The sequence below is a fragment of the Streptococcus oralis subsp. dentisani genome, assembly GCF_002096685.1.
GTDB lineage: Bacteria > Bacillota > Bacilli > Lactobacillales > Streptococcaceae > Streptococcus > Streptococcus oralis_AD.
Map to the genome: position 1 here is coordinate 118,065 of NZ_NCVA01000041.1, position 20,853 is coordinate 138,917.

Sequence of the window (20,853 nt, forward strand, 5' to 3'; positions counted from 1 at the left end):
GCTATCCTCCATTTTTTTATCCGTCGTCTATTCTATCACATTTTTTGCAAAATTTATAGTCTGATTTGGATAGTCTAGGGGAAAAAACACTCCCTACACCTCAGTTAGACTAGCTAAAAACCTTCCTTGGCTTGTAGAGATTGTCCCGTTTTTCAAGAATGGCTAGCAATTTATCTCCTTCAAAGGCAGCTAATTCTTTGTCTGTTTGGTCTAACTCAATAAAACGACCAAAGCGCACTTCTGTAGCCTGTTCTGGAGTTAGGATAACTTTGATAAGGTCCCCTGTCCCAATCTCTAGAGGGTGGAGAAAGTCCAGTTGCCCTGCCTCTACTTTTTCAGCAATTTCTTCCAAGGTCAAGGCATCTTCTAACTGTAAACCTGCTGCACTAGTCCGAGTCAAATGGGACATATGGGCCGCATAACCCAGCTTCTCTCCCAAGTCAACAGACAAGGTACGGATATAAGTCCCCTTACTACATTTCACACGAAAGGTAAAACGTGCGAGGTGATCCTCATAAGAAATCGGACTTGTCCGCTCAAATTGATAAATAGTCACCCGACGTTCTGGACGCTCCACTTCCTGCCCAGCACGCGCATACTCATAGAGCTTACGACCATTGACCTTGACAGCAGAATACATAGGCGGAATCTGAGTGATAGGCCCAGTCAGACTCGCAATCGCTTCGTCGACAATGATTTCATCCAAGGGAGACAAAATGGGTGTCTCTGCGACCACTTCCCCACTGGCATCCTCAGTCGTCGTTGAATAACCAAGAGTGATTTCCCCCTCATAGACCTTGCCCTCATCCTGCATAAACTCGACCATGCGGGTCGCCTTGCCAACCGCAATGGGCAAAACACCCACCACATTCGGATCCAAGGTCCCACCATGACCAATCTTCTTAGTTCCCAAAATCTTACGCAGTTTAAAAACCGCATCATGCGAGGTCATCCCCGCTTCTTTTTTTAAGTTGATAATACCGTTCATGTGTTGCTTTCTTACTCCCCCTTCAAGGCTTCAAACTTAGCTTTCATGGTTGGATTTTTTCGGGTCAATTTTTTAACGGAAACATCTTCCAGCTTATTGTTAGCTAAGCGGAGTTGGTTTTCGGATGTGGTCAGAAACTTCTTGACTTCTTCCATACGCTTAATTGCTTTATCAATTTCATCGATGGCTTTGCCAAAGTTGTTCGAAGCTGAGTTGTAGTTCTTGGCAAAAGCTACTTTGAAGGCATCCAAGTCTTCTTCAAAATGCGTAATATCGATATTCTGCTCCCGAACCAAGGCCAACTCTTGCTTGTATTTGAGAGAATTAAGAGCCGCATTACGCAGGAGACCAATCAACTGGATGAAGAACTGAGGACGGACAACATACATCTTTTCATACTCGTGACTGACGTCAACAATCCCTGTGTTAAAGTAGTCGTTATCTGCTTCTAACATGGTCACCAACACGGCATATTCACAGTTCTTTTCCCGACGGTCCTTGTCCAATTCCTTATAGAAGTCCGAATTCTTATGCTTCTTTTCTGTGCCGTCCGCTTCGTTTTTCATCTCAAACATGATGGAAATGATTTCGATACCATTTTCATCACATTCACGGAAGATAAAGTCCCCCTTAGAACCACGCGCAGAGACCTTGTTATCCTTCTCAAAGTAAGCATTTGGAAAGGCAAAGCTCCGAACCTTATTAAACTCACTCTCTGCATACTGTTCCAAACTTTCCCCGATAGCTTTTGTGGATTGTTGAGCTTTAAAGTTCTTGTAAAATTCAACTTGTTCATTAGCCGCCTTAAGCTGGGCTTCGTAATTTTGCTTAACAGAAGCCAAAGACAACTCATTTTCCTTTTCTTGCAAGAGGAGCTGATTTTTAACTTGATCCCGTTCTTTTTCTAAGTCAGAAAGGGTCTTTTGCAGTTGATTTTCATGCTCCAAACGCAAGGTGGCCAGTTGGTTTTCCAAGGCCTGTACTTCCTTGTCCTTTGCTAATAAGGCCTCATGACTTGACTGTTCAACCTCTTTCTTGGCTAACTCTTTCTCTGTATCAAAGTTTTGGATTTGACTCTGCAGTTGCGCGATTTCTTGGTCTTTTTGAGCCAGTTTAGACTGTTGCTCATTCATGGCCTTTTGCTCAGCCAAGGCCAGCTCCTGCTTCATCCGATCGTGTAATTCCTTATCAAACTCTGCCGTTCTCACTTGGGATAAGAGTTCGGCATACTGACTTTCATTTACTGTAAAGACTTCCCCACAGTTGGGGCATTTGATTTCGTTCATATCTTTCCTCTTTCTAGACTTCTTTAACCATTATATCATGCTTAAAGGAAAATCAAAAACAGTGAGTCGAAACCCACTGTTTATATCTTTTATTTTAAATTTTTTCCAAGGCCAAGCGCAAGTCTTCAATCAAATCCTCTACATTTTCAAGACCGATAGACAAGCGGATTTGGTTTGGTGTGACACCTGCTGCTTCTAGATCTTTTTCTGACAACTGACCGTGAGTGGTTGTCGCAGGATGGACAACAAGAGATTTGGCATCTGCTACGTTTGCAAGGTCAGAGAAGATTTCCAAATTATCAATGACCTTGCGAGCTTCTGCCTCTCCACCTTTAACATGGAAGGTAAAGATTGAACCAACACCTTTTGGCAAATATTTCTCAGCCAAGGCATGATAAGGACTGTCTGCTAGTTTTGGATAGTTGACTTTTTCTACCTTAGGATGGTTGACAAGGAAATCAACAATTTTCTCTGCATTTTGCACATGGCGTTCCACACGAAGAGAAAGCGTTTCGAGTCCTTGAAGCAAGAGAAAGGCATTAAATGGAGACAAGGCTGCACCTGTATCACGGAGCAATTGAACACGAACAGCGATAATAAAGGCTGCTGCACCCACATCACGAGTATAGCTCAAGTTATGGTAACTTGGGTCTTCCTCAACAAATTGAGGGAACTTCCCTGAAGCCTCCCAGTCAAAATGACCACTATCGACAATCACTCCACCAATAGTCGTACCATGCCCACCGATAAACTTAGTTGCTGAGTGAATGGCAATATCTACACCGTGAGAGAAAACGTTAATCAAATATGGTGTGGCAAAAGTATTGTCCGAAACGAGAGGAATCTGGTGTTTATGCGCAATCTCAGCCAATTTTTCCAAGTCAGGAATGTTAATCAAAGGATTCCCCAAGGTTTCAATCAAGACAAGTTTGGTATTGTCACCGATAGCTGCTTCCACTTCCTCCAAGTTATCCACATCAACAAAGGTTGTTGTAATACCGTAGCGAGGAAGTGTTTCTTTCAAGAGGTTGAAGGTCCCACCGTAAATAGTTGACGCAGCCACCACATGGTCACCAGCATGGGCAAGAGCTAAAATCGTATAAGTCACTGCTGCCATACCTGATGCTGTTGCTAGCGCTCCAACACCACCTTCAAGAGCAGCTATTCTTTCTTCAAATGCCGCTGTTGTAGGGTTGGTAATACGAGTATAAATGTTCCCTGGTTTTCTCAAGGCAAACAGATCTGCACCTTCCTGCGTGTCATCAAAAACGAAGGATGTTGTTTGATAAATCGGTACTGCACGAGATTTAGTCGCTGGATCAACTACTTGCCCAGCATGTAATTGTAGGGTTTCAAATTTAAATTCACGAGTCATTTTACGACCTCCAAATAGCTTAATTAAGGATATTGTATCATCTTGGTCTAGCCTTTTCCAATACCGTTTTTCTATATTTTGATATAAGGAACAACTATGACTAGTTTTACACATCAAACAAAAAAGCACGATTCACTCGTGCTCATTTCTTTAATCGACATAAGTATCTTCATTTTTGTTGAGGAAAGCGTAGGGCAAGCCCATCAAGAGACCTCCTCCGATAAAGTTTCCGACAAAGGTTACACCCCAGTGACGAAGAATATTTGGTATGTCAAAGTTAGCAATTGAATCTGCTGCAACACTGAACTTAACAATCGCAAAAGAAGCAAAGTTCGCAGCAATGTGTTCGTTTGTTAAGAATACAAACATGTAAATTGCTGATAAGACAAGCCAAAGTTTGGCGCCACCGTCTTTCACCAAAACGAATGAAAGAATGGCAATGTTTACAAAGATATTGGCTAAAATACCTTCAAGTAAGACTAACTCATTGGAACGGCCTAACTTCATCTCTACAACCCCTGAAATGAAGCTGTCATGTGTCAGATTTGCGTAGGCTGCTGAATGGGCAAAGCCCCAACCTGCTATCAAAGCTCCTATGAGATTGAACAAGGTACAGTAAAGTAAAATCTCAGCTGTTTTTCTCCAAGAGATTTTTTTCAAGAAACTGCCAGCTGTCAAGAACATCATATTAGAAGTTACCAGTTCAGCATTCAAGAAAACTATGTAGGCCAATCCCCAAGCAAAAACGAATGGGAAGAGGAAACGTCCACTGCCTGGTGCGATCTTATTAATCAAGTCAGCCCCAACTGCACCCGCAGCTGTACTAAATGTTAAAAAGGCACCTGCAAACATGGAACGAATCGCATATTTGAATTTACTTTGACTATAAAGACTTTCTTTCTTCTTACAAGCAAATTCAATCTTTGAGATAAATTCTGAAGAGACCATAAAAACTCCTAAAACTTTTATTTGTGAATATTATAACATAAAGCACGCATTTTGAAAAGCCTTTCTTGTATACGTTTTCTACAAAGAAAATCAAGGCATTGGGGTAATTCCATAAATCTCTCCTTTACCCATTAACAGAAAAACATTTCAATGTTTTAAATTGATCATCCAAAAATTCAAACTCAAATAGGTGCCAGTCATCGAAGGTTTGCTCACAATAACTAACTGTTCCTTGATTGTAGTCAATGATAGGTTTCCCCAGCTTGTGCTTCATATCTTCCTCGCTGACTGCTCCATACATTCCCTTAAGATCAGCTAGCATGAAGTTGATAATTCTATTGAGATTTTCCTGATAATTTTTTGATAACAGTTCAACTTTATCTATAAAGTCACAATCAGGCTCTTCGTCCCAAACAAAGGTCACTCCCTCATGCTCATAAGTGTATTGCTGTAAACTCTCATCAAAATTTATTGTTCACTCTCCAAATCATTATCATTTACTAAAAATTCATTAACATTAATCAAAATGTTCAAATGATTTCATAAAAATGTCTTCCACACACGCGTACTATAAAATAACAACACTTGCAATGATTAGAAGATATCATCATAATGTTCACTCGCTTGTTGCACAAACTCGAAAATATTTAAAGATATGGGTTTCATTTCCAGTGAACCTAATGCCCCCAAATCATTCATATAAATAGTGTCGTCAGAATCTTTCTTTATAAAAAAAGCGACATTCCCATCTTGCCCAATCAGGAAAAAATCCGGTTCCCACTCTTCTATTTGGTAGGTGGAGTTTCTTTCTAGCAAATCTAACCTCGAATATAAAGTGATGCCTGTATTCTCTATCACCAACTCTCCTGCTTTATCGATTTTACTCACGAATTCTGCGTATAGGTTTGGAAGTACTAAATCAATCTGATTATTCATTCTCAACTCCTCATCTATTTTTCCTACTGCGAAAGTCCTATATCTCATCTTCACTTAGTTCTCTAAAATGTGAAATATGATATCCAAAATAACACTTCCCCCGATTTTCCTATGAAGATTCAGTGTCCAGCCATATTGGCAATTCCTCCCAAGAATATCATAGGAAGATCCTTGTCAAATGGAAAACTACTTGTTATGTCTTCTTTGAGCGTAACGAAAGACTTTTCTCTTAACTGACTCATTATCTATCCTCTCTTATGCCAGGCATCCTTCGGTTACTTACGATAAACCTTTCAACCTACTGACCAGATTTCTCTCATATTGAAAAGATACCATTAAAGTTGAATGAGCATCTTGCAAGCATCATACATTATCAAATTTTATAGTTTTCAATTTCTTCTCTACTCATGCCTACAAGTTCTGTCGTCCACAAGCCCACAATGTCCGACAAGACTGAATCACAGGTATATTCTTCTTCACCGCCTATATACTTACAGGAAAAGACAGGCTTCCTTGTCGCCGCTTGATAAAATGTCATGGCTACTTCTTCTAGTTTTTCAGGATTGAAATCAAGTGATAGTTTTTGAGCCATATTTCCTCGTACCAGATCCCAATTTTCCTGCTTAGCCTGATAGCTTTCTCGTATTTTAGACACATAGCCCCTACAAAATGCTTTCAATAAGTCTGTGTTCTGATAAAGATACCGACAGCTAAAATCCGAAATACAACCTGCGTGAAGTAGGAATGTCAGTAAGTCATCCAGACTTTCTGCTACTCTCCCCACTTGGCCCTCACTTCCGATAAAGCCTATGCTGTTATCTTCGAGAAAAACATATTCTCCCCCACTACCGTCTTGAGCAAATGCCTTACAGGCAAGAGAGTATTCCTCATTGTTCCCTGAAAACTGAACTTCACTTATCTTGTCATAAAAATAAATATCACATTCAGTCATCAGTAAGGTCCTTAAGTGTTCATTTTCTCTGACTTCTTGTAGCTTATCCATGATCATTCCTTTCTTAAGCTAAACACTTATCCATCTATTACAATTCTAATATGGTAGTTTTTAGTTTCATTCTTTAGATTCTTCACAAGGAGATCATTCTGTTTTGATTGTCCGAAGAAAAAACTGACAGCTTTTCCATCTTTTCTTTCGATACACAAATGATACCTTGCCCCATTCAATTTGACACTTCGAATATATTTGACTTCAATCATTTTGATGTTATTCAGCGGAATGATTCTCTTCACAAATACAAAAGCATTGTGAATATAAAGTCTCCCATTGGCAATGTGAAACGGAGCAAAAAAATCACCACCACTACGACGGACAATTATAAAACGTCGCCAAAAGATTAGTAAAAGAATAGAGGTTAATAAGTAAAAGGCAAAACTAAAGACAGGACTTTCCCACATCGTTTTCATTCCAAACAAAAAATATTCGAACATGCATCATTCTCCTTTGACTGACGCTTCTATTTGACAAAAACCAGTGAAAAATACAATTCACTGGTTTTTGAGGTTAATAACGTTGTTTATATGGCTTATTAAAGGCGCTTAGGATATCATCAGATGTTTCAGAATAAGCTTTAACTTCTTTAAAATCACCTTTAACAATAATCCGCTCTGTCGCATTATAGTCCACACAAGTTACCAGCGTAATCTCCTTAACTCCTTCACGATCCTCGATTTCATCTACCCGATCGGGGGTTACGTGCTTCACTTCACGAATCTCATAGGTGTATACTTTATCTTTATCAGTCAGATAGATTTTCATCCCCGCTTTGGCATTGACCAAAGGTGAGAAGAGCATCTGACTCGCATTTTCAGCAGTAAAGATATGGTGACTAGCTAGAGAATAGTTGCCCTCTCCCATTTTCTGATTTGCTTTCATGGTTCCTGCTCCGTAGAACAAGTTTACATTATCCAAACCTTTAAAAATAGGCAGGTTAATCTCTACTTCAGGAATGGCAATCCCTCCGATAACTGGAAGTTGCTGAGCATCCCACTGGGAAGCTAACACCGCTTCCGATGAGATGGATTTGACAGAATCAAAATCGAAATTTCCTTCTGTCTCTTTATTTTCCTCAATCTTTTCCTTAGTCACCTGACTGACTTGGTATTTATTGGTATTCCAAACCATAAAGATGTCACGAATTTGAGCATTAAAAATCAAGGCAAGGGATAGAAGAATTAAAAATCCAGCTAAAATATTGATTAGTATATTTTTACGGTTATTCTTCTTTATTTTTCTGTGAGACATTATGCTTCACCCTCTGTTCTCTCTTCTGTTGCTACCTCTTCTTTTTCTGCCGCAGCAACCGTTGTAAAGGTCACAATCTTAGCATCCTGGTCTAGACGCATCACCTTCACTCCCATAGTTGAGCGTCCTGTTTGTGAAATATTGGCAACATTTGTACGGATCATGACACCTGTATCTGTGATAATCATCAGGTCTTCATCTCCTTTAACAGTGAGGAGACCTGCAAGAGGACCATTCTTCTCAGCAACATTGGCTGTCTTCATCCCTTTACCACCACGACCTTTAGTTGGATATTCAGTAGCAAGGGTACGCTTACCATAACCTTTTTCAGTGATGATAAGGACTTCGTCCTGGTTTGTAATCACGCTAGCACCAACTACAGTATCTCCTTCACGAAGATTGACTCCTCGAACACCTGTCGCGATACGGCTCATGCCACGAACAGCTGATTGATTAAAACGAACAGCATATCCAAACTTGGTACCAATGATAATATCCGTATCTTCTTCTGTCAGCAAGACATTAATCAATTCGTCTTCATCCTTGAGATTCAAGGCTTTGAGTCCATTTTGACGAATATTTGCAAATTCTTTGACACTGGTTCTCTTCACGACACCGTGACGGGTTGTGAAGAAAAGATAAGCATCATCACTACGTTCAGACTCAACGTTGATAATGGTCTGAATGCTCTCACCCTCGTCCAACTTCAAAAGATTGACAACTGGCAATCCTTTGGCTGTACGACCATATTCAGGAATTTCATAACCTTTTAGTCGGTATACTCGTCCTTTATTGGTAAAGAAGAGCAAATGATCATGGGTGCTGGTTGAAACCAACTCACGCACAAAGTCATCATCCTTAACCCCAGTACCTTGGACACCACGACCACCACGTTTTTGGGCTGTGAACTCACCTTGATCCAGACGTTTGATGTAACCCTTGTTAGAGAGAGTAATCAAGACATCCGACTCTTCAATCAAATCTTCATCTTCAAGGGTCAAGACCTCTCCGACCATCAACTCGGTACGACGTTTGTCACCAAACTTGCGTTTGACTTCGTCCAATTCCTCTTTGATGATTTGAGCTACACGCCCAGGCTTGGCAAGAATATCAGCCAAATCTGCAATCAAGGCAATCAATTCATCATATTCAGACTGAATCTTATCACGTTCCAATCCTGTCAAACGACGAAGACGCATATCAAGGATAGCTTGACTTTGACGTTCAGAAAGCTTGAACTTGCTCATCAATTCGGCTTGGGCTTCCGCATCCGTTTCACTGGCACGAATGATACGAATCACTTCGTCGATATGGTCTAGTGCAATTAAAAGACCTTCTAAAATGTGCGCACGCGCTTCTGCTTTTTCCTTGTCAAAACGAGTGCGGCGAACAACCACTTCTTTTTGGTGCTCGATATAAGCATCCAAAATTTGACGAAGGGACAAGATTTTTGGCACGCCATTTTGAATCGCCAACATGTTGAAACCAAAATTGGTTTGCATCTGGGTCATCTTGAAGAGGTTGTTAAGGATAACGTTGGCAGACGCGTCGCGTTTAACCTCAATTACAAAGCGAACGCCTTCACGATTGGACTCATCACGTACGGCTGTAATGCCCTCAAGGCGTTTTTCCTGAACCAAGCGAACAATATGCTCATGGACCTTGGTTTTATTGACCATGTAAGGGAATTCCGTTACAACGATGCGCTCACGACCCGTCTTAGTAGTTTCAATCTCTGTACGAGAACGAAGGACAATGGAACCTTTACCAGTCTCATAGGCCTTATGAATCCCTGATTTCCCCATGACAAGAGCACCAGTCGGAAAATCTGGACCAGGCAAGACCTCCATCAAGTCCTTAGTCGTCACATCTGGATTGTCCATGACGAGCTTCACAGCATCAATGGTTTCACCCAAGTTGTGAGGAGGAATGTTGGTAGCCATCCCTACGGCAATCCCAGTTGCCCCATTGACCAAAAGGTTTGGAAAACGGGCTGGCAAGACCAAGGGCTCACGCTCATTGGCATCGTAGTTGTCTACGAAATCAACTGTGTTTTTATTGATATCACGAAGCATTTCAAGAGCAATCTTGCTCATACGTGCTTCTGTGTAACGCTGTGCAGCGGCACCATCCCCGTCCATGGAACCAAAGTTTCCATGTCCATCGACAAGCATGTAACGGTAGCTCCACCACTGGGCCATACGGACCATGGCTTCATAAATAGAGGAATCTCCGTGCGGGTGGTATTTACCCATAACATCCCCTGTAATACGGGCTGATTTTTTATGAGGTTTGTCTGGTGTAACACCTAATTCATTCATTCCGTAAAGAATACGGCGGTGAACAGGCTTCAAGCCATCTCGAACATCAGGAAGAGCACGCGCTACGATAACACTCATGGCGTAATCGATAAAGCTGGTCTTCATCTCCTTTGTCAGATTGACATTCACTAAATTTTTATCCTGCATTAATAAATGCCTCATTTCACTATTAGTAATTAGATATATTATACCATAAAATGTCCTTTATTTCAGGCTTCTGAAACTACTAAAACGTTTACATCAATAACCGCATAGAATATTCGTGACAAAGCTTTTTAAAAGTGATAGAATGAAAGTGTCTGGGGATTCCCCTAAAAAAAATGAAGGAGATGTTTAGATAATGACTTCAACTAAACAACACAAAAAAGTGATCCTTGTTGGTGACGGTGCCGTAGGTTCATCTTACGCTTTCGCACTTGTTAACCAAGGAATTGCACAAGAGCTTGGAATTATCGAAATTCCACAATTACACGAAAAAGCTGTTGGTGATGCGCTTGACCTTAGTCACGCCCTTGCCTTCACTTCACCTAAAAAAATCTACGCTGCTCAATACTCTGACTGTGCAGACGCTGACCTTGTTGTTATCACTGCAGGTGCTCCTCAAAAACCAGGTGAAACTCGTCTTGACCTTGTAGGTAAAAACTTGGCTATCAACAAATCAATCGTAACACAAGTTGTTGAATCAGGTTTTGATGGTATCTTCCTTGTTGCTGCTAACCCAGTTGACGTTTTGACTTACTCAACTTGGAAATTCTCTGGATTCCCTAAAGAACGCGTTATCGGTTCAGGTACTTCACTTGACTCAGCTCGTTTCCGTCAAGCACTTGCTGAAAAATTGGACGTTGATGCTCGTTCAGTTCACGCCTACATCATGGGTGAACACGGAGATTCTGAATTTGCCGTTTGGTCACACGCCAACATCGCTGGTGTAAACCTTGAAGAATTCCTTAAAGACACTCAAAACGTTCAAGAAGCTGAATTGATTGAATTGTTCGAAGGTGTTCGTGATGCTGCTTACACAATCATCAACAAAAAAGGAGCTACATACTATGGTATCGCCGTAGCACTTGCTCGTATCACAAAAGCAATCCTTGATGACGAAAATGCAGTACTTCCACTTTCAGTCTTCCAAGAAGGTCAATACGGAGTTGAAAACGTCTTTATCGGTCAACCAGCAGTTGTTGGTGCACATGGTATCGTTCGTCCAGTAAACATCCCATTGAACGACGCGGAAACTCAAAAAATGCAAGCATCTGCTAAAGAATTGCAAGCAATCATTGATGAAGCATGGAAAAATCCTGAATTCCAAGCAGCTTCTAAAAACTAATTAAAAGAAGGTTCTCATTTCATGGGAGCCTTTTTCTTTTTGCACAGAACGATAAAATCATATTTTCCAAAACAAAAAGCCTACTGACCAAGCTAGAAAGCTTGATACAATAGGCTTTTTGAAAATTCATTATTTAACAGCGTCTTTAAGAGCTTTACCAGCTTTGAATGCTGGAACTTTAGAAGCTGCGATTTTGATTTCTTTACCAGTTTGTGGGTTGCGACCTTTACGTGCAGCACGCTCACGAACTTCAAAGTTACCAAAACCGATCAATTGAACTTTTTCACCAGCTGCAAGGTATTCAGTTACTGCTGCAAATACAGCGTCAACTGCTGCTGCTGAATCTTTCTTAGTCAATTCTGTAGCTTCTGCTACTTTAGCGATCAAATCTTGTTTGTTTGCCATGTTAATAATTCCTCCAAATAATTTCTAATTAACAAATATAATCATATCCTAAAATTGCCCACAGGTCAAGTCAAAAACGCTATTTCTAACGATTTTTCTCTATTTTTTTAGGAATGATATCGAACTAAGATAGCCCATGCATTTTCGCCTGTATGTGTCTGAATGATAGAGCCTGTTTCCAGTACTGAGATTGGTTTTTCGACATAAGTTTGTAAAACATTCTTCATCTCATTGGCCCATTCATTTGTACCAGCGTAGGAAATTCCAATTTCCGCAACGGATTTATGAGAAAGGGTCTCAGCCAACTCGTCAAGCCATTTTTTGAAAGTTTTCGAACCACGCCCTTTTACGATTGGTTGGAGTTCGTGGTTTTTCATCTGCATTACTACACGAATGTTCAAGAGTGAACTTAGTAATCCTGTCACACGTCCGATACGTCCACCCTTAACTAGGTTTTCTAATGTTGAAACGCCGATATAGAGTTCCGTATGATTCTTGACGTCTTCTACATGAGCTAGGATAGTTTCCAAATCTTTTCCTTCTTGGGCAAGTTTTGCAGCTTCAACAACTTGAAACTTCATCGCCTGGTCTGTAAAAGAACTATCAATAACGGTCACATCAGCGCTAGAGAGGCTTGCTCCTTGGCGAGCAGCTTCAACAGTCCCAGACAAGGCATGGGACATGTGAATAGCGAGTATCTGACTGCCGTCTTTACCTAGTTCTTCAAAAACTTCAGCAAATACTCCCACTGGAGGTTGACTAGTTTTGGGCAGGTTTTTACTTTGCTGCATAAGATGAAGGAATTCCCCCTCTTTCAAATCTGCATCAGAATAAAGGGTACCATCAATCATCACAGATAAAGGAACAACGGTGATATTTAATTCTTTAACCACTTCTGGTTCAATAGTAACAGAGGAATCCGTTACAATTTTTACTTGTGTCATATCTTCAATCTTTCTATTCTTCCCAATAAGATAGGGATTTATCACCTTTATTATATCAAAAAATTGTTAAAAAATCATGATGAATCCAATGAAAAAGCTTGGAATTTTGGTATAATCTATCTATAGAAAAGCGGGGGAAAGTCATGATCCGAAAAGTTCAGCCTATTGTCACTATCATACTTGGGGCAGCTATTTATGCCTTTGGTCTTACCTATTTTGTAGTTCCTCATCATTTGTTTGAAGGCGGAGCAACTGGTATCACATTGATTACCTTCTATCTCTTTAAAATTCCTGTCTCAGTGATGAATCTCTTGATTAACATCCCTCTCTTTATCCTCGCTTGGAAGATATTTGGTCCGAAAACTCTCTACTCCAGCCTTTTGGGAACCATTTCCCTCTCGATCTGGCTTGCTGTCTTTGAACGAATTCCTTTACAATTTGACTTGCAAGGTGATCTCATTATTGTCTCTTTAGTTTCTGGTGTTTTACTGGGAGTTGGTTTAGGAATTATCTTTAATGCTGGTGGTACAACAGGTGGATCAGATATTGTTGCTCGCATCCTCAACAAATACACCAATATTTCAATTGGAAAATTGCTTTTTGGGATTGACTTTTTTATCCTGATGTTAATTTTGATCATCTTCCAGGACCTTCGTCTGGTTACCTATACCCTCTTATTTGACTTTATCATCGCTCGTGTTATCGACCTGATCGGTGAAGGAGGTTATGCTGGTAAAGGATTTATGATTATAACTCAATTTCCAGATCGGTTAGCCGAAAAAATTAACGATGAACTCGGACGCGGCGTAACCTTTATATCTGGTCAAGGTTACTACAGCAAAAAGGATTTAAAAATTATCTACTGTATCGTCGGTCGGAACGAAATCGTTAAAATGAAGGATATGATTCACCAAATCGATCCTCAAGCCTTTATCACCATCACAGAGGCCCATGAAATTCTTGGTGAAGGATTTACTTATGTAAAAGATTAAAAAAGCTGGGAAATCCCAGCTTTTATTCTTCTTCTGCGAGGGTTGAATGACGGAACCCGTAAGTAAAGTAAATGACTAGACCAACTACAAGAGCAAGTCCAAAGGCAATCCATGTTTCCTTGGTATACTGAAGCATAAAGGAAACACAGATAAGAATGGAAATAATTGGCAAAAGTGGCACCAAGGGAGTTTTAAACTCTCCTTCTTTTGGCATGCCCTTATCCTTTCTGAGCTTGATAATACCGTAGGCAAGCAAAATGAGATAAGCTAGCGTACAGATATTTAAAAAGGCAGCGATACTGGCTAGCGGAAAGACTCCTGCTGCAATGGCTGAAGCAACTCCTGTTAAGATGGTCGCATTTTTAGGAACGCGACTGGTCTTGCTTAATTGTTTAAAACTTTGAGGTAAAAGTCCATCACGTGCTAAGCTATATATCATTCGAGACAAAGCATAAGTCATGGAGATACATACAGTTATTAGGGTGAGAATGGCTACAAGCGAAACATAATTTGCTGCCCAGCCAATTCCGATACTACGCAATGAAAAGGCCACTGCATCGTCCACATTGAGTTTGCTATAGTGAACAATCCCAGTCAATACTATTGTTACCAAGGCATAGAGAATAGTGACGATTGTCAGAGAAAGCACAATTCCGCGAGGAATATTTTTTTGCGGGCTTTGGATTTCATCAACTGCCATGGAAATAGACTCAAATCCGAGAAATCCAAAGAACATCAAAGATGCACCTGCCATAATCCCAGTGCTTCCTCCATAAAACTGACCAAAACCAAAAGGAGCAAAATTCGACCAATTTTCAGGTTTGATATACCAAATGCCAACTAGGATAAATAAGGCGAGAGCTGAGAATTTCAAGATTACTAGAAGCGAATTAAAGCGCAAGGCTGCCTTGGAATTTAATAAAACCAATCCCGTTACCAAGGTCAGCACCAAAATAGGTAAAAGGTCGATATAGGTGCCTTGTTCGGGGTTAAAAGTAGCATTTAAGGCTTGGGGCATGGAAATACCATAATTACTGAGTAAGCCCTTAAAATAAGCTGCCCAACCAGACGCCACACCTGAAACAGCTGTCATAAATTCCATGATGGTCAACCAGCCAGCAATCCATGCTGGTAATTCTCCTAAAATCGCATAGAGATAACTATACGCACCTCCTGTAGCAGGAACACGAGAGGCAAATTCTGCAAAAAAGAGGGCTGATAAAGAAACACATAGGGCAGAAATCACAATGGAAATCACTAGTGATGGACCAGCTAGGGTAGCCGCTGCTGTTCCTGTAATGGTGAAAATCCCTGTCCCCACCATGGCACCAATCCCTAGAAGAATCAAATCCCACAACTTCAAATGGCGATGCATCTCTGTCTGTCTCAGACTAACATCCTTGGTTCTAAAAATATTCATACTTCATCTCCACTAAATGTAATTGTTTTATTTTACCATATAAAAGCACTTTTGTGAATATTTATTAGGTTCTTTTTTGAAAAAAATCTGAACAGGAAGGATTCCTGTTCAGATTTTGCATATTCTTACCCAACAGACCCTTCCATTTCATAGCTAATCAAGCGGTTCAGCTCAACTGCGTATTCCATTGGAAGCTCTTTAGTGAAGGGTTCGACAAATCCCATGACAATCATCTCGGTTGCCTCAGATTCTGACAAACCACGACTCATGAGGTAATAGAGTTGTTCTTCTGAAATCTTAGAGACCTTGGCTTCGTGTTCCAAAGCAACTTGCGAATTATGAATTTCATTAAATGGAATGGTATCTGACGCTGACAAGTCATCCATGATAATGGTATCACACTCAATGTGAGAGACAGATTTCTTAGAGTTTTTATTAAAGGTTACTTGTCCACGGTAGTCAACCTTTCCTCCACCTTTAGCGATGGATTTAGAAACGATAGACGAGCTTGTATGTGGAGCGTTGTGGATCATCTTGGCACCCGTATCTTGGTGTTGCCCTGCATTGGCAAAGGCGATCGAAAGCATAGTACCACGCGCCCCTTCTCCATCCAGGTAAACAGATGGGTATTTCATGGTTGTTTTAGCACCCAAGTTACCATCAATCCACTCAACAGTCGCATCTTTCAAAGCTTTGGCACGTTTTGTTACCAAGTTATAGACATTATCAGACCAGTTTTGGATGGTTGTATAACGCATATAAGCTCCGTCCAATGCGAAGATTTCTACAATGGCTGCGTGCAAACTGTTACTTGAATAAGTTGGTGCTGTACATCCTTCTACGTAATGGACGCTTGCTCCTTCATCAACAATAATCAAGGTACGTTCGAACTGACCTGTATTTTCGTTGTTGATACGGAAGTAAGTTTGAAGCGGAATATCTACCTTGACACCTTTTGGCACATAGATAAAGGTTCCACCCGACCATACTGCCGAGTTGAGGGCTGCCAACTTGTTGTCTGTCGGCGGTACCAACTTAGCGAAGTATTGTTTAAACAAGTCTGGGTATTCCTTGAGGGCAGAATCCGTATCTGTAAAGATAATTCCTAACTTCTCAAACTCCTCCTTCATGTTGTGGTATACCACTTCTGACTCGTACTGGGCAGAGGCACCCGCTAAATAAGCACGTTCAGCTTCTGGAATCCCGATACGTTCAAAGGTTTCTTTGATTTTTTCAGGAACTTCATCCCATGAACGGGCCGGTTTATCAGAAGGTTTTTGATAGTAGATCAAGTCATCAAAGTCAATCTCTGACAAATCTGCTCCCCATGTTTGCATGGGCATTTTTTTGAAGGTTTCATAAGACTTCAAACGAAATTCTAACATCCACTCAGGTTCTCCCTTAGCAGCTGATAATTCGCGAATGACTTCTTCATTCAATCCTTTCCCTGTCGACAGGACAGGCTCTACATCATCATGGAAACCAAATTTATATTCACCAAGGTCAATTGGTTTTGGTTCTACTCTTTCTTCAGCCATAATATCCTTTCTTTCATTATATATTTCTATGTTTCTTATTTATCTTCTTGATTTTCAATTGTCTTCTTAAGTGCATTCCAAGCTAGAGTTGCACACTTAATCCGTTGTGGGAATTTGGAAACACCTGACAAGAAGGCTGCATCCCCGAGTTGGTCTTGGCGGTCATCCTTTTGCCCTTGAACCATTTCAGAAAAGATGGTTGCAAGTTCTAGAACTTCTTGTTTGGTCTTGCCCAAAACTGCATCTGTCATCATACTAGCAGAGGCAGTTGAAATCGTGCATCCTGAATTTAGAAAAGCAATATCTTCCAAACGGCCATCTGCATCAAACTTGACAGAGAGGTTGATGACATCCCCACAGGTTGGATTATTGAGGCTGATTTGCTCGGCATCTTCCAGCTTCCCTTGGTGATGTGGATTTTTCGAATGGTCCGCTACCACTGCCATATAAAGGCTATCTAGTTTAGAAAGTGCCATTGAAAAACTCCTTTGTCTTTTGTAGGGCATCGATCAACTTGTCGCAATCTGCCTTGGTATTGTAGATATAAAAACTTGCACGAGCTGTTGCAGGGACTTCCAAATACTGAAGCAAGGGTTGCGCACAATGGTGACCTGCACGAACTGCTACTCCTTCATAATCCAGAGCCGTCGCAAGATCGTGAGGATGAAGATCTCCTAAGTTAAAGGCAATAACACCTGAACGTTGAGCCAAGTCCTGAGAACCATAAATAGTCAATCCCTCAATTGCCTGCAATTTTGGATAGACGTATGCAATCAATTCTTGTTCATGGGCTTCGATTGCATCCATGCCAATATTTTCTAGGTAATCCACTGCTGTTGCAAGTCCAATAGCACCTGCCATATTGGGTGTCCCAGCCTCAAATTTCCAAGGCAATTCCTTCCAACTAGCAGATTGCTCATAGACGAAATCAATCATCTCGCCGCCAAATTCAAGAGGTGACATTTGTTCCAGGTACTTCTCTTTGCCGTAAAGGACACCGATACCAGTCGGACCAGCCATCTTGTGACCTGAAAAGGCAAAGAAGTCTACATCCAAGTCCTGGACATCAATCTTCATATTGGGTGTAGATTGAGCACCATCCACCACCATGATGGCTCCAACTTGGTGGGCCATTTGAGTGATTTCTTTGATTGGATTGACCACTCCAAGAACATTGGAGGCCTGAGCTAGGGAGACAAATTTGACTCTATCAGTCAATTTAGCTCGCAAGTCATCCATATCCAGAGCTCCATCCTTGAGATAGACATAGACAAGCTCAGCTCCAGTCTTACGGCAGGCTTCCTGCCATGGAATGATATTGGAATGGTGTTCCATGACAGAAATCAAGACCTGGTCTCCCTCAGTCAGGATTTCCTCAGCGAAGCGTGCCACCCAGTTAAGACTGGTTGTCGTTCCTCTGGTAAAGAGAACTTCCTTTGTAGAGCCTGCATTGATAAACTTACGAATGGTTTCACGAGCAGCTTCATAAGAAGCTGTTGCTCGCTCAGCCAAGGTATGAACACCGCGGTGAACATTGGCATTGTCCTGCTTATAGTAGCGGTTGATCGTTTCCAGAACTGCTAGTGGTTTTTGTGTCGTCGCAGCATTGTCCAGATAGACCAGAGGTTCATCGTTGACAATCTGGTCTAAAATTGGAAAATCCTTGCGAATCGCTTCTACATCTAACATAGGCTTCCCCTTAGCGTTTTGACAATTTTTCTTCGATCGTTGCAATCATTTCATCACGAACTTCTTGGACTGGAATCTCAACGATAACAGATCCAAGGAAACCACGAACAACCAAACGCTCCGCAGTCGCCTTATCCAAGCCACGGCTCATGAGGTAGTACATATCTTCTGGATCCACCTGCCCGATAGAAGCCGCGTGACCTGCAGTTACGTCATTTTCATCAATCAAAAGGATTGGGTTGGCATCTGAACGTGCTTGGTCTGAAAGCATGAGAACACGACTCTCTTGTTGCGCATCTGCTCCCTTAGCACCCTTGATGATGTGACCGATACCGTTGAAGGTCAAGGTTGCTTTTTCAAGGATAACCCCATGCTGGAGGATATTTCCGATAGAGTTGCAACCATAGTTAGTCACTCGTGTATCAATCCCTTGTACCTGACGACCACTTGAAAGAGCTACAACCTTGAGATCTGCATGGCTACCATTTCCAATCAAGTCGCTATCAAAGTCCGCAACGACATTTCCTTCGTTCATGACACCGATTGCCCAGTCAATGCTTGCATCGTTGCCAAGTTTACCACGACGGCTAATGTAGGCAGTGACATTTTCACCTAAACGGTCAATAGCAGCAAATTTCACTTGCGCACCAGAACGAGCAATCACTTCTACAGTAATATTGGCAGTTGCTTTGGCACTACCTTCACCACGTGACTCTAAACGTTCAAGATAACTAATCTTGCTGTTTTTACCAGCGATGATGAGGATATGCTTGTTAAATGGCACATCGCTATCGCTGTCTTGGTAGAAAATACCTTCAATTGGTTCTGTAATCTCAACATTATCTGGAATATAGAGAACAGCACCACTGTTAAAGTAAGCTGTATGGTAGGCTGCCAACTTGTCATCGTCATACTTAACAGATGACATGAAGAATTCCTCGATAAGCTCTGGAATTTCTTCTAAAGCTGAGTGGAAGTCTGTAAAGATTACTCCTTGTTCAGCCAATTCAACTGGAGTTTGTTCAAAAACAGTCTGCGTTCCTACTTGCACCAACTTCAAGTGATTATCTAGAGCCGTGAAGTCAGGAACATTTGCTGAAGGCTCACTTTCTGTGATGGTTCCATCCCCCAGATTCCAACGGTGAAATTTGACACGCTCGATAACTGGTAACTCCAAACTCTCAATCTTATCAAAAGCTTTTTGACGGAGGTCTGACAACCAGCTTGGTTCAGCGTGCATTTCTGAAAAAAGTTTAATAGTTTCTTTAGTCATTTACTTCTCCTAAAAGATACGAGGGAATTACAAGTCTTCCTTGTAGTCGTAGCCAAGTTCTTCAGCTAGTTTTGCGTATCCTTCACGTTCCAAACGGGCTGCCAATTCTGGACCTCCAGAAAGGACCACACGACCTTCCATCATCACATGTACCACATCAGGTGTGATGTAGTTCAAGAGACGTTGGTAGTGAGTGATAATCATAGCACCAAAACCTTCACCACGCATAGCATTCACACCTTTCGATACGACTTTAAGGGCATCAATATCAAGACCTGAGTCAATCTCATCCAAAAGGGCAAAAGTTGGTTCCAACATCAGGAGTTGAAGAATTTCATTACGTTTTTTCTCACCACCAGAGAAGCCTTCGTTGAGGTAACGCTCTGCCATTTCTTCTTTCATATTTAGCAATTCCATTTTCTCGTCTAGTTTAGTGATGAACTCACGAACTGAAATCTTTTCATCATCTTCTTTTCCAGCATTCATGGCTGCACGAAGAAACTCAGCATTGGTAATCCCTGGAATTTCAGACGGGTATTGCATAGCAAGGAAAAGTCCCATACGCGCACGCTCGTCCACTTCCAACTCAAGGATGTTTACGCCATCAAACAAGACCTCACCTTTTGTGACTTCATAATTGGGGTTCCCCATGATAGCAGCAGAAAGAGTCGACTTCCCAGTACCATTTGGTCCCATGATAGCTGCGATTTCTCCTGTTTTCAGAGTCAGATTGACTCCTTTTAAAATTTCTTTTCCTTCAATCTCAACGTGAAGATCTTTGATCTCTAATACTGACATGATAGTTCCTTTCTTTTTCAAACATTTTGCTCAATATCTTAGGAAATTGCTTACAATCCCTAAAAAATAGGACAAAAGGTCAATAAATATACTCTACTAGTATAACAAAAAAAAGCCTAAAAGGCTTTGATTTTGTCTAGAAGCTGGGGCCTAATCCTTGCGGTTTAGGTGCTGATCAATAGCATCTACGATTTTTCCCATCACATAACTTAACCTAAAATTTCGAAAGAGTAGAATGGCCCAAAACGTTGCCATAATGTAGCGACCAGTCATCCAGGCTTCATTAAAAAAATAAGTTTCAGCAGCCGTGAATAAGGCTATTATGATAAATTGTTGTCTATTCATAAGATTAT

General features: G+C 41.1%; 22 protein-coding genes. 2 read left to right on the forward strand and 20 right to left on the reverse strand.

From position 1 onward, the window contains the following. Positions 1–109: 109 nt before the first annotated feature. The 11 genes from truB to gyrA form a co-directional block, all read right to left on the reverse strand. Positions 110–988 (reverse strand): tRNA pseudouridine(55) synthase TruB, encoded by an 879-nt coding sequence (truB, locus tag B7705_RS07225; protein ID WP_038806044.1) that lies wholly within the window; start codon positions 986–988, stop codon positions 110–112. Between the two features lie 11 nt (positions 989–999). Next, a complete protein-coding gene (locus tag B7705_RS07230; protein WP_084948718.1) occupies positions 1,000–2,274 on the reverse strand; it encodes a DUF2130 domain-containing protein in 1,275 nt (424 codons plus the stop codon). A gap of 94 nt (positions 2,275–2,368) precedes the next feature. Then, on the reverse strand, positions 2,369–3,649 hold the full coding sequence (locus B7705_RS07235) for an O-acetylhomoserine aminocarboxypropyltransferase/cysteine synthase family protein (RefSeq protein ID WP_084948719.1): 1,281 nt from the start codon (positions 3,647–3,649) through the stop codon (positions 2,369–2,371). Between the two features lie 150 nt (positions 3,650–3,799). After that, a complete protein-coding gene (locus B7705_RS07240; RefSeq protein WP_000254787.1) occupies positions 3,800–4,597 on the reverse strand; it encodes a formate/nitrite transporter family protein in 798 nt (265 codons plus the stop codon). A 124-nt stretch (positions 4,598–4,721) separates the two neighbouring features. After that, complete coding sequence (locus tag B7705_RS07245) at positions 4,722–5,021, reverse strand: hypothetical protein (protein WP_239822343.1); 300 nt, start codon at positions 5,019–5,021, stop codon at positions 4,722–4,724. A gap of 170 nt (positions 5,022–5,191) precedes the next feature. Next, positions 5,192–5,533, reverse strand: a complete 342-nt coding sequence (locus B7705_RS07250; RefSeq protein ID WP_038806448.1) for a hypothetical protein — start codon at positions 5,531–5,533, stop codon at positions 5,192–5,194. Positions 5,534–5,652: 119 nt separating this feature from the next. Continuing rightward, positions 5,653–5,775 carry a hypothetical protein gene (locus B7705_RS10090; RefSeq protein WP_260468146.1) on the reverse strand — a complete coding sequence of 41 codons (123 nt, stop codon included), beginning with the start codon at positions 5,773–5,775 and terminating at the stop codon, positions 5,653–5,655. A gap of 131 nt (positions 5,776–5,906) precedes the next feature. After that, positions 5,907–6,536: a hypothetical protein gene (locus B7705_RS07255; protein WP_084948722.1), complete on the reverse strand. Its 630-nt coding sequence runs from the start codon at positions 6,534–6,536 to the stop codon at positions 5,907–5,909. Positions 6,537–6,562: 26 nt separating this feature from the next. Next, positions 6,563–6,979: a hypothetical protein gene (locus B7705_RS07260; RefSeq protein ID WP_084948724.1), complete on the reverse strand. Its 417-nt coding sequence runs from the start codon at positions 6,977–6,979 to the stop codon at positions 6,563–6,565. A gap of 73 nt (positions 6,980–7,052) precedes the next feature. Beyond that, positions 7,053–7,793 (reverse strand): class A sortase, encoded by a 741-nt coding sequence (locus B7705_RS07265; RefSeq protein WP_084948726.1) that lies wholly within the window; start codon positions 7,791–7,793, stop codon positions 7,053–7,055. Continuing rightward, positions 7,793–10,261 carry a DNA gyrase subunit A gene (gene gyrA / locus B7705_RS07270; protein WP_084948727.1) on the reverse strand — a complete coding sequence of 823 codons (2,469 nt, stop codon included), beginning with the start codon at positions 10,259–10,261 and terminating at the stop codon, positions 7,793–7,795. Before gyrA ends, B7705_RS07265 begins: the two co-directional genes overlap by 1 nt. 193 nt (positions 10,262–10,454) lie before the next feature. Between gyrA and B7705_RS07275 the strand changes: the two genes are divergently transcribed. Then, positions 10,455–11,441, forward strand: a complete 987-nt coding sequence (locus B7705_RS07275; protein WP_000204720.1) for an L-lactate dehydrogenase — start codon at positions 10,455–10,457, stop codon at positions 11,439–11,441. 129 nt (positions 11,442–11,570) lie between these two features. Here B7705_RS07275 and B7705_RS07280 read toward each other — a convergent pair whose 3' ends face one another. Beyond that, positions 11,571–11,846 carry an HU family DNA-binding protein gene (locus tag B7705_RS07280; protein ID WP_001284636.1) on the reverse strand — a complete coding sequence of 92 codons (276 nt, stop codon included), beginning with the start codon at positions 11,844–11,846 and terminating at the stop codon, positions 11,571–11,573. A gap of 107 nt (positions 11,847–11,953) precedes the next feature. Continuing rightward, positions 11,954–12,790: a DegV family protein gene (locus B7705_RS07285; protein WP_084948729.1), complete on the reverse strand. Its 837-nt coding sequence runs from the start codon at positions 12,788–12,790 to the stop codon at positions 11,954–11,956. A gap of 143 nt (positions 12,791–12,933) precedes the next feature. Here B7705_RS07285 and B7705_RS07290 point away from each other — a divergent pair, with 143 nt between their 5' ends. Next, the gene (locus B7705_RS07290) at positions 12,934–13,782 is read left to right on the forward strand and encodes a YitT family protein (RefSeq protein ID WP_084948730.1); all 849 of its coding nucleotides are present in this window, start codon (positions 12,934–12,936) and stop codon (positions 13,780–13,782) included. 22 nt (positions 13,783–13,804) lie between these two features. Here the strand turns inward: B7705_RS07290 and B7705_RS07295 are convergent, their stop codons facing one another. The 7 genes from B7705_RS07295 to B7705_RS07325 form a co-directional block, all read right to left on the reverse strand. Continuing rightward, positions 13,805–15,202, reverse strand: a complete 1,398-nt coding sequence (locus B7705_RS07295; RefSeq protein WP_084948732.1) for an APC family permease — start codon at positions 15,200–15,202, stop codon at positions 13,805–13,807. A 125-nt stretch (positions 15,203–15,327) separates the two neighbouring features. Then, positions 15,328–16,740, reverse strand: a complete 1,413-nt coding sequence (sufB, locus tag B7705_RS07300) for a Fe-S cluster assembly protein SufB (RefSeq protein WP_084849775.1) — start codon at positions 16,738–16,740, stop codon at positions 15,328–15,330. Between the two features lie 35 nt (positions 16,741–16,775). Then, entirely contained in the window at positions 16,776–17,216 is a 441-nt protein-coding gene (gene sufU / locus B7705_RS07305) for a Fe-S cluster assembly sulfur transfer protein SufU (protein ID WP_084948733.1), read from the reverse strand. Next, positions 17,203–18,429 (reverse strand): cysteine desulfurase, encoded by a 1,227-nt coding sequence (locus B7705_RS07310; protein WP_084948735.1) that lies wholly within the window; start codon positions 18,427–18,429, stop codon positions 17,203–17,205. Before B7705_RS07310 ends, sufU begins: the two co-directional genes overlap by 14 nt. Positions 18,430–18,439: 10 nt before the next feature. Then, the gene (gene sufD / locus B7705_RS07315; RefSeq protein WP_084948736.1) at positions 18,440–19,702 is read right to left on the reverse strand and encodes a Fe-S cluster assembly protein SufD; all 1,263 of its coding nucleotides are present in this window, start codon (positions 19,700–19,702) and stop codon (positions 18,440–18,442) included. A gap of 27 nt (positions 19,703–19,729) precedes the next feature. After that, a complete protein-coding gene (gene sufC / locus B7705_RS07320) occupies positions 19,730–20,500 on the reverse strand; it encodes a Fe-S cluster assembly ATPase SufC (RefSeq protein ID WP_084948738.1) in 771 nt (256 codons plus the stop codon). Between the two features lie 150 nt (positions 20,501–20,650). Beyond that, the gene (locus B7705_RS07325; RefSeq protein ID WP_084948740.1) at positions 20,651–20,845 is read right to left on the reverse strand and encodes a DUF3272 domain-containing protein; all 195 of its coding nucleotides are present in this window, start codon (positions 20,843–20,845) and stop codon (positions 20,651–20,653) included. Positions 20,846–20,853 lie beyond the last annotated feature (8 nt).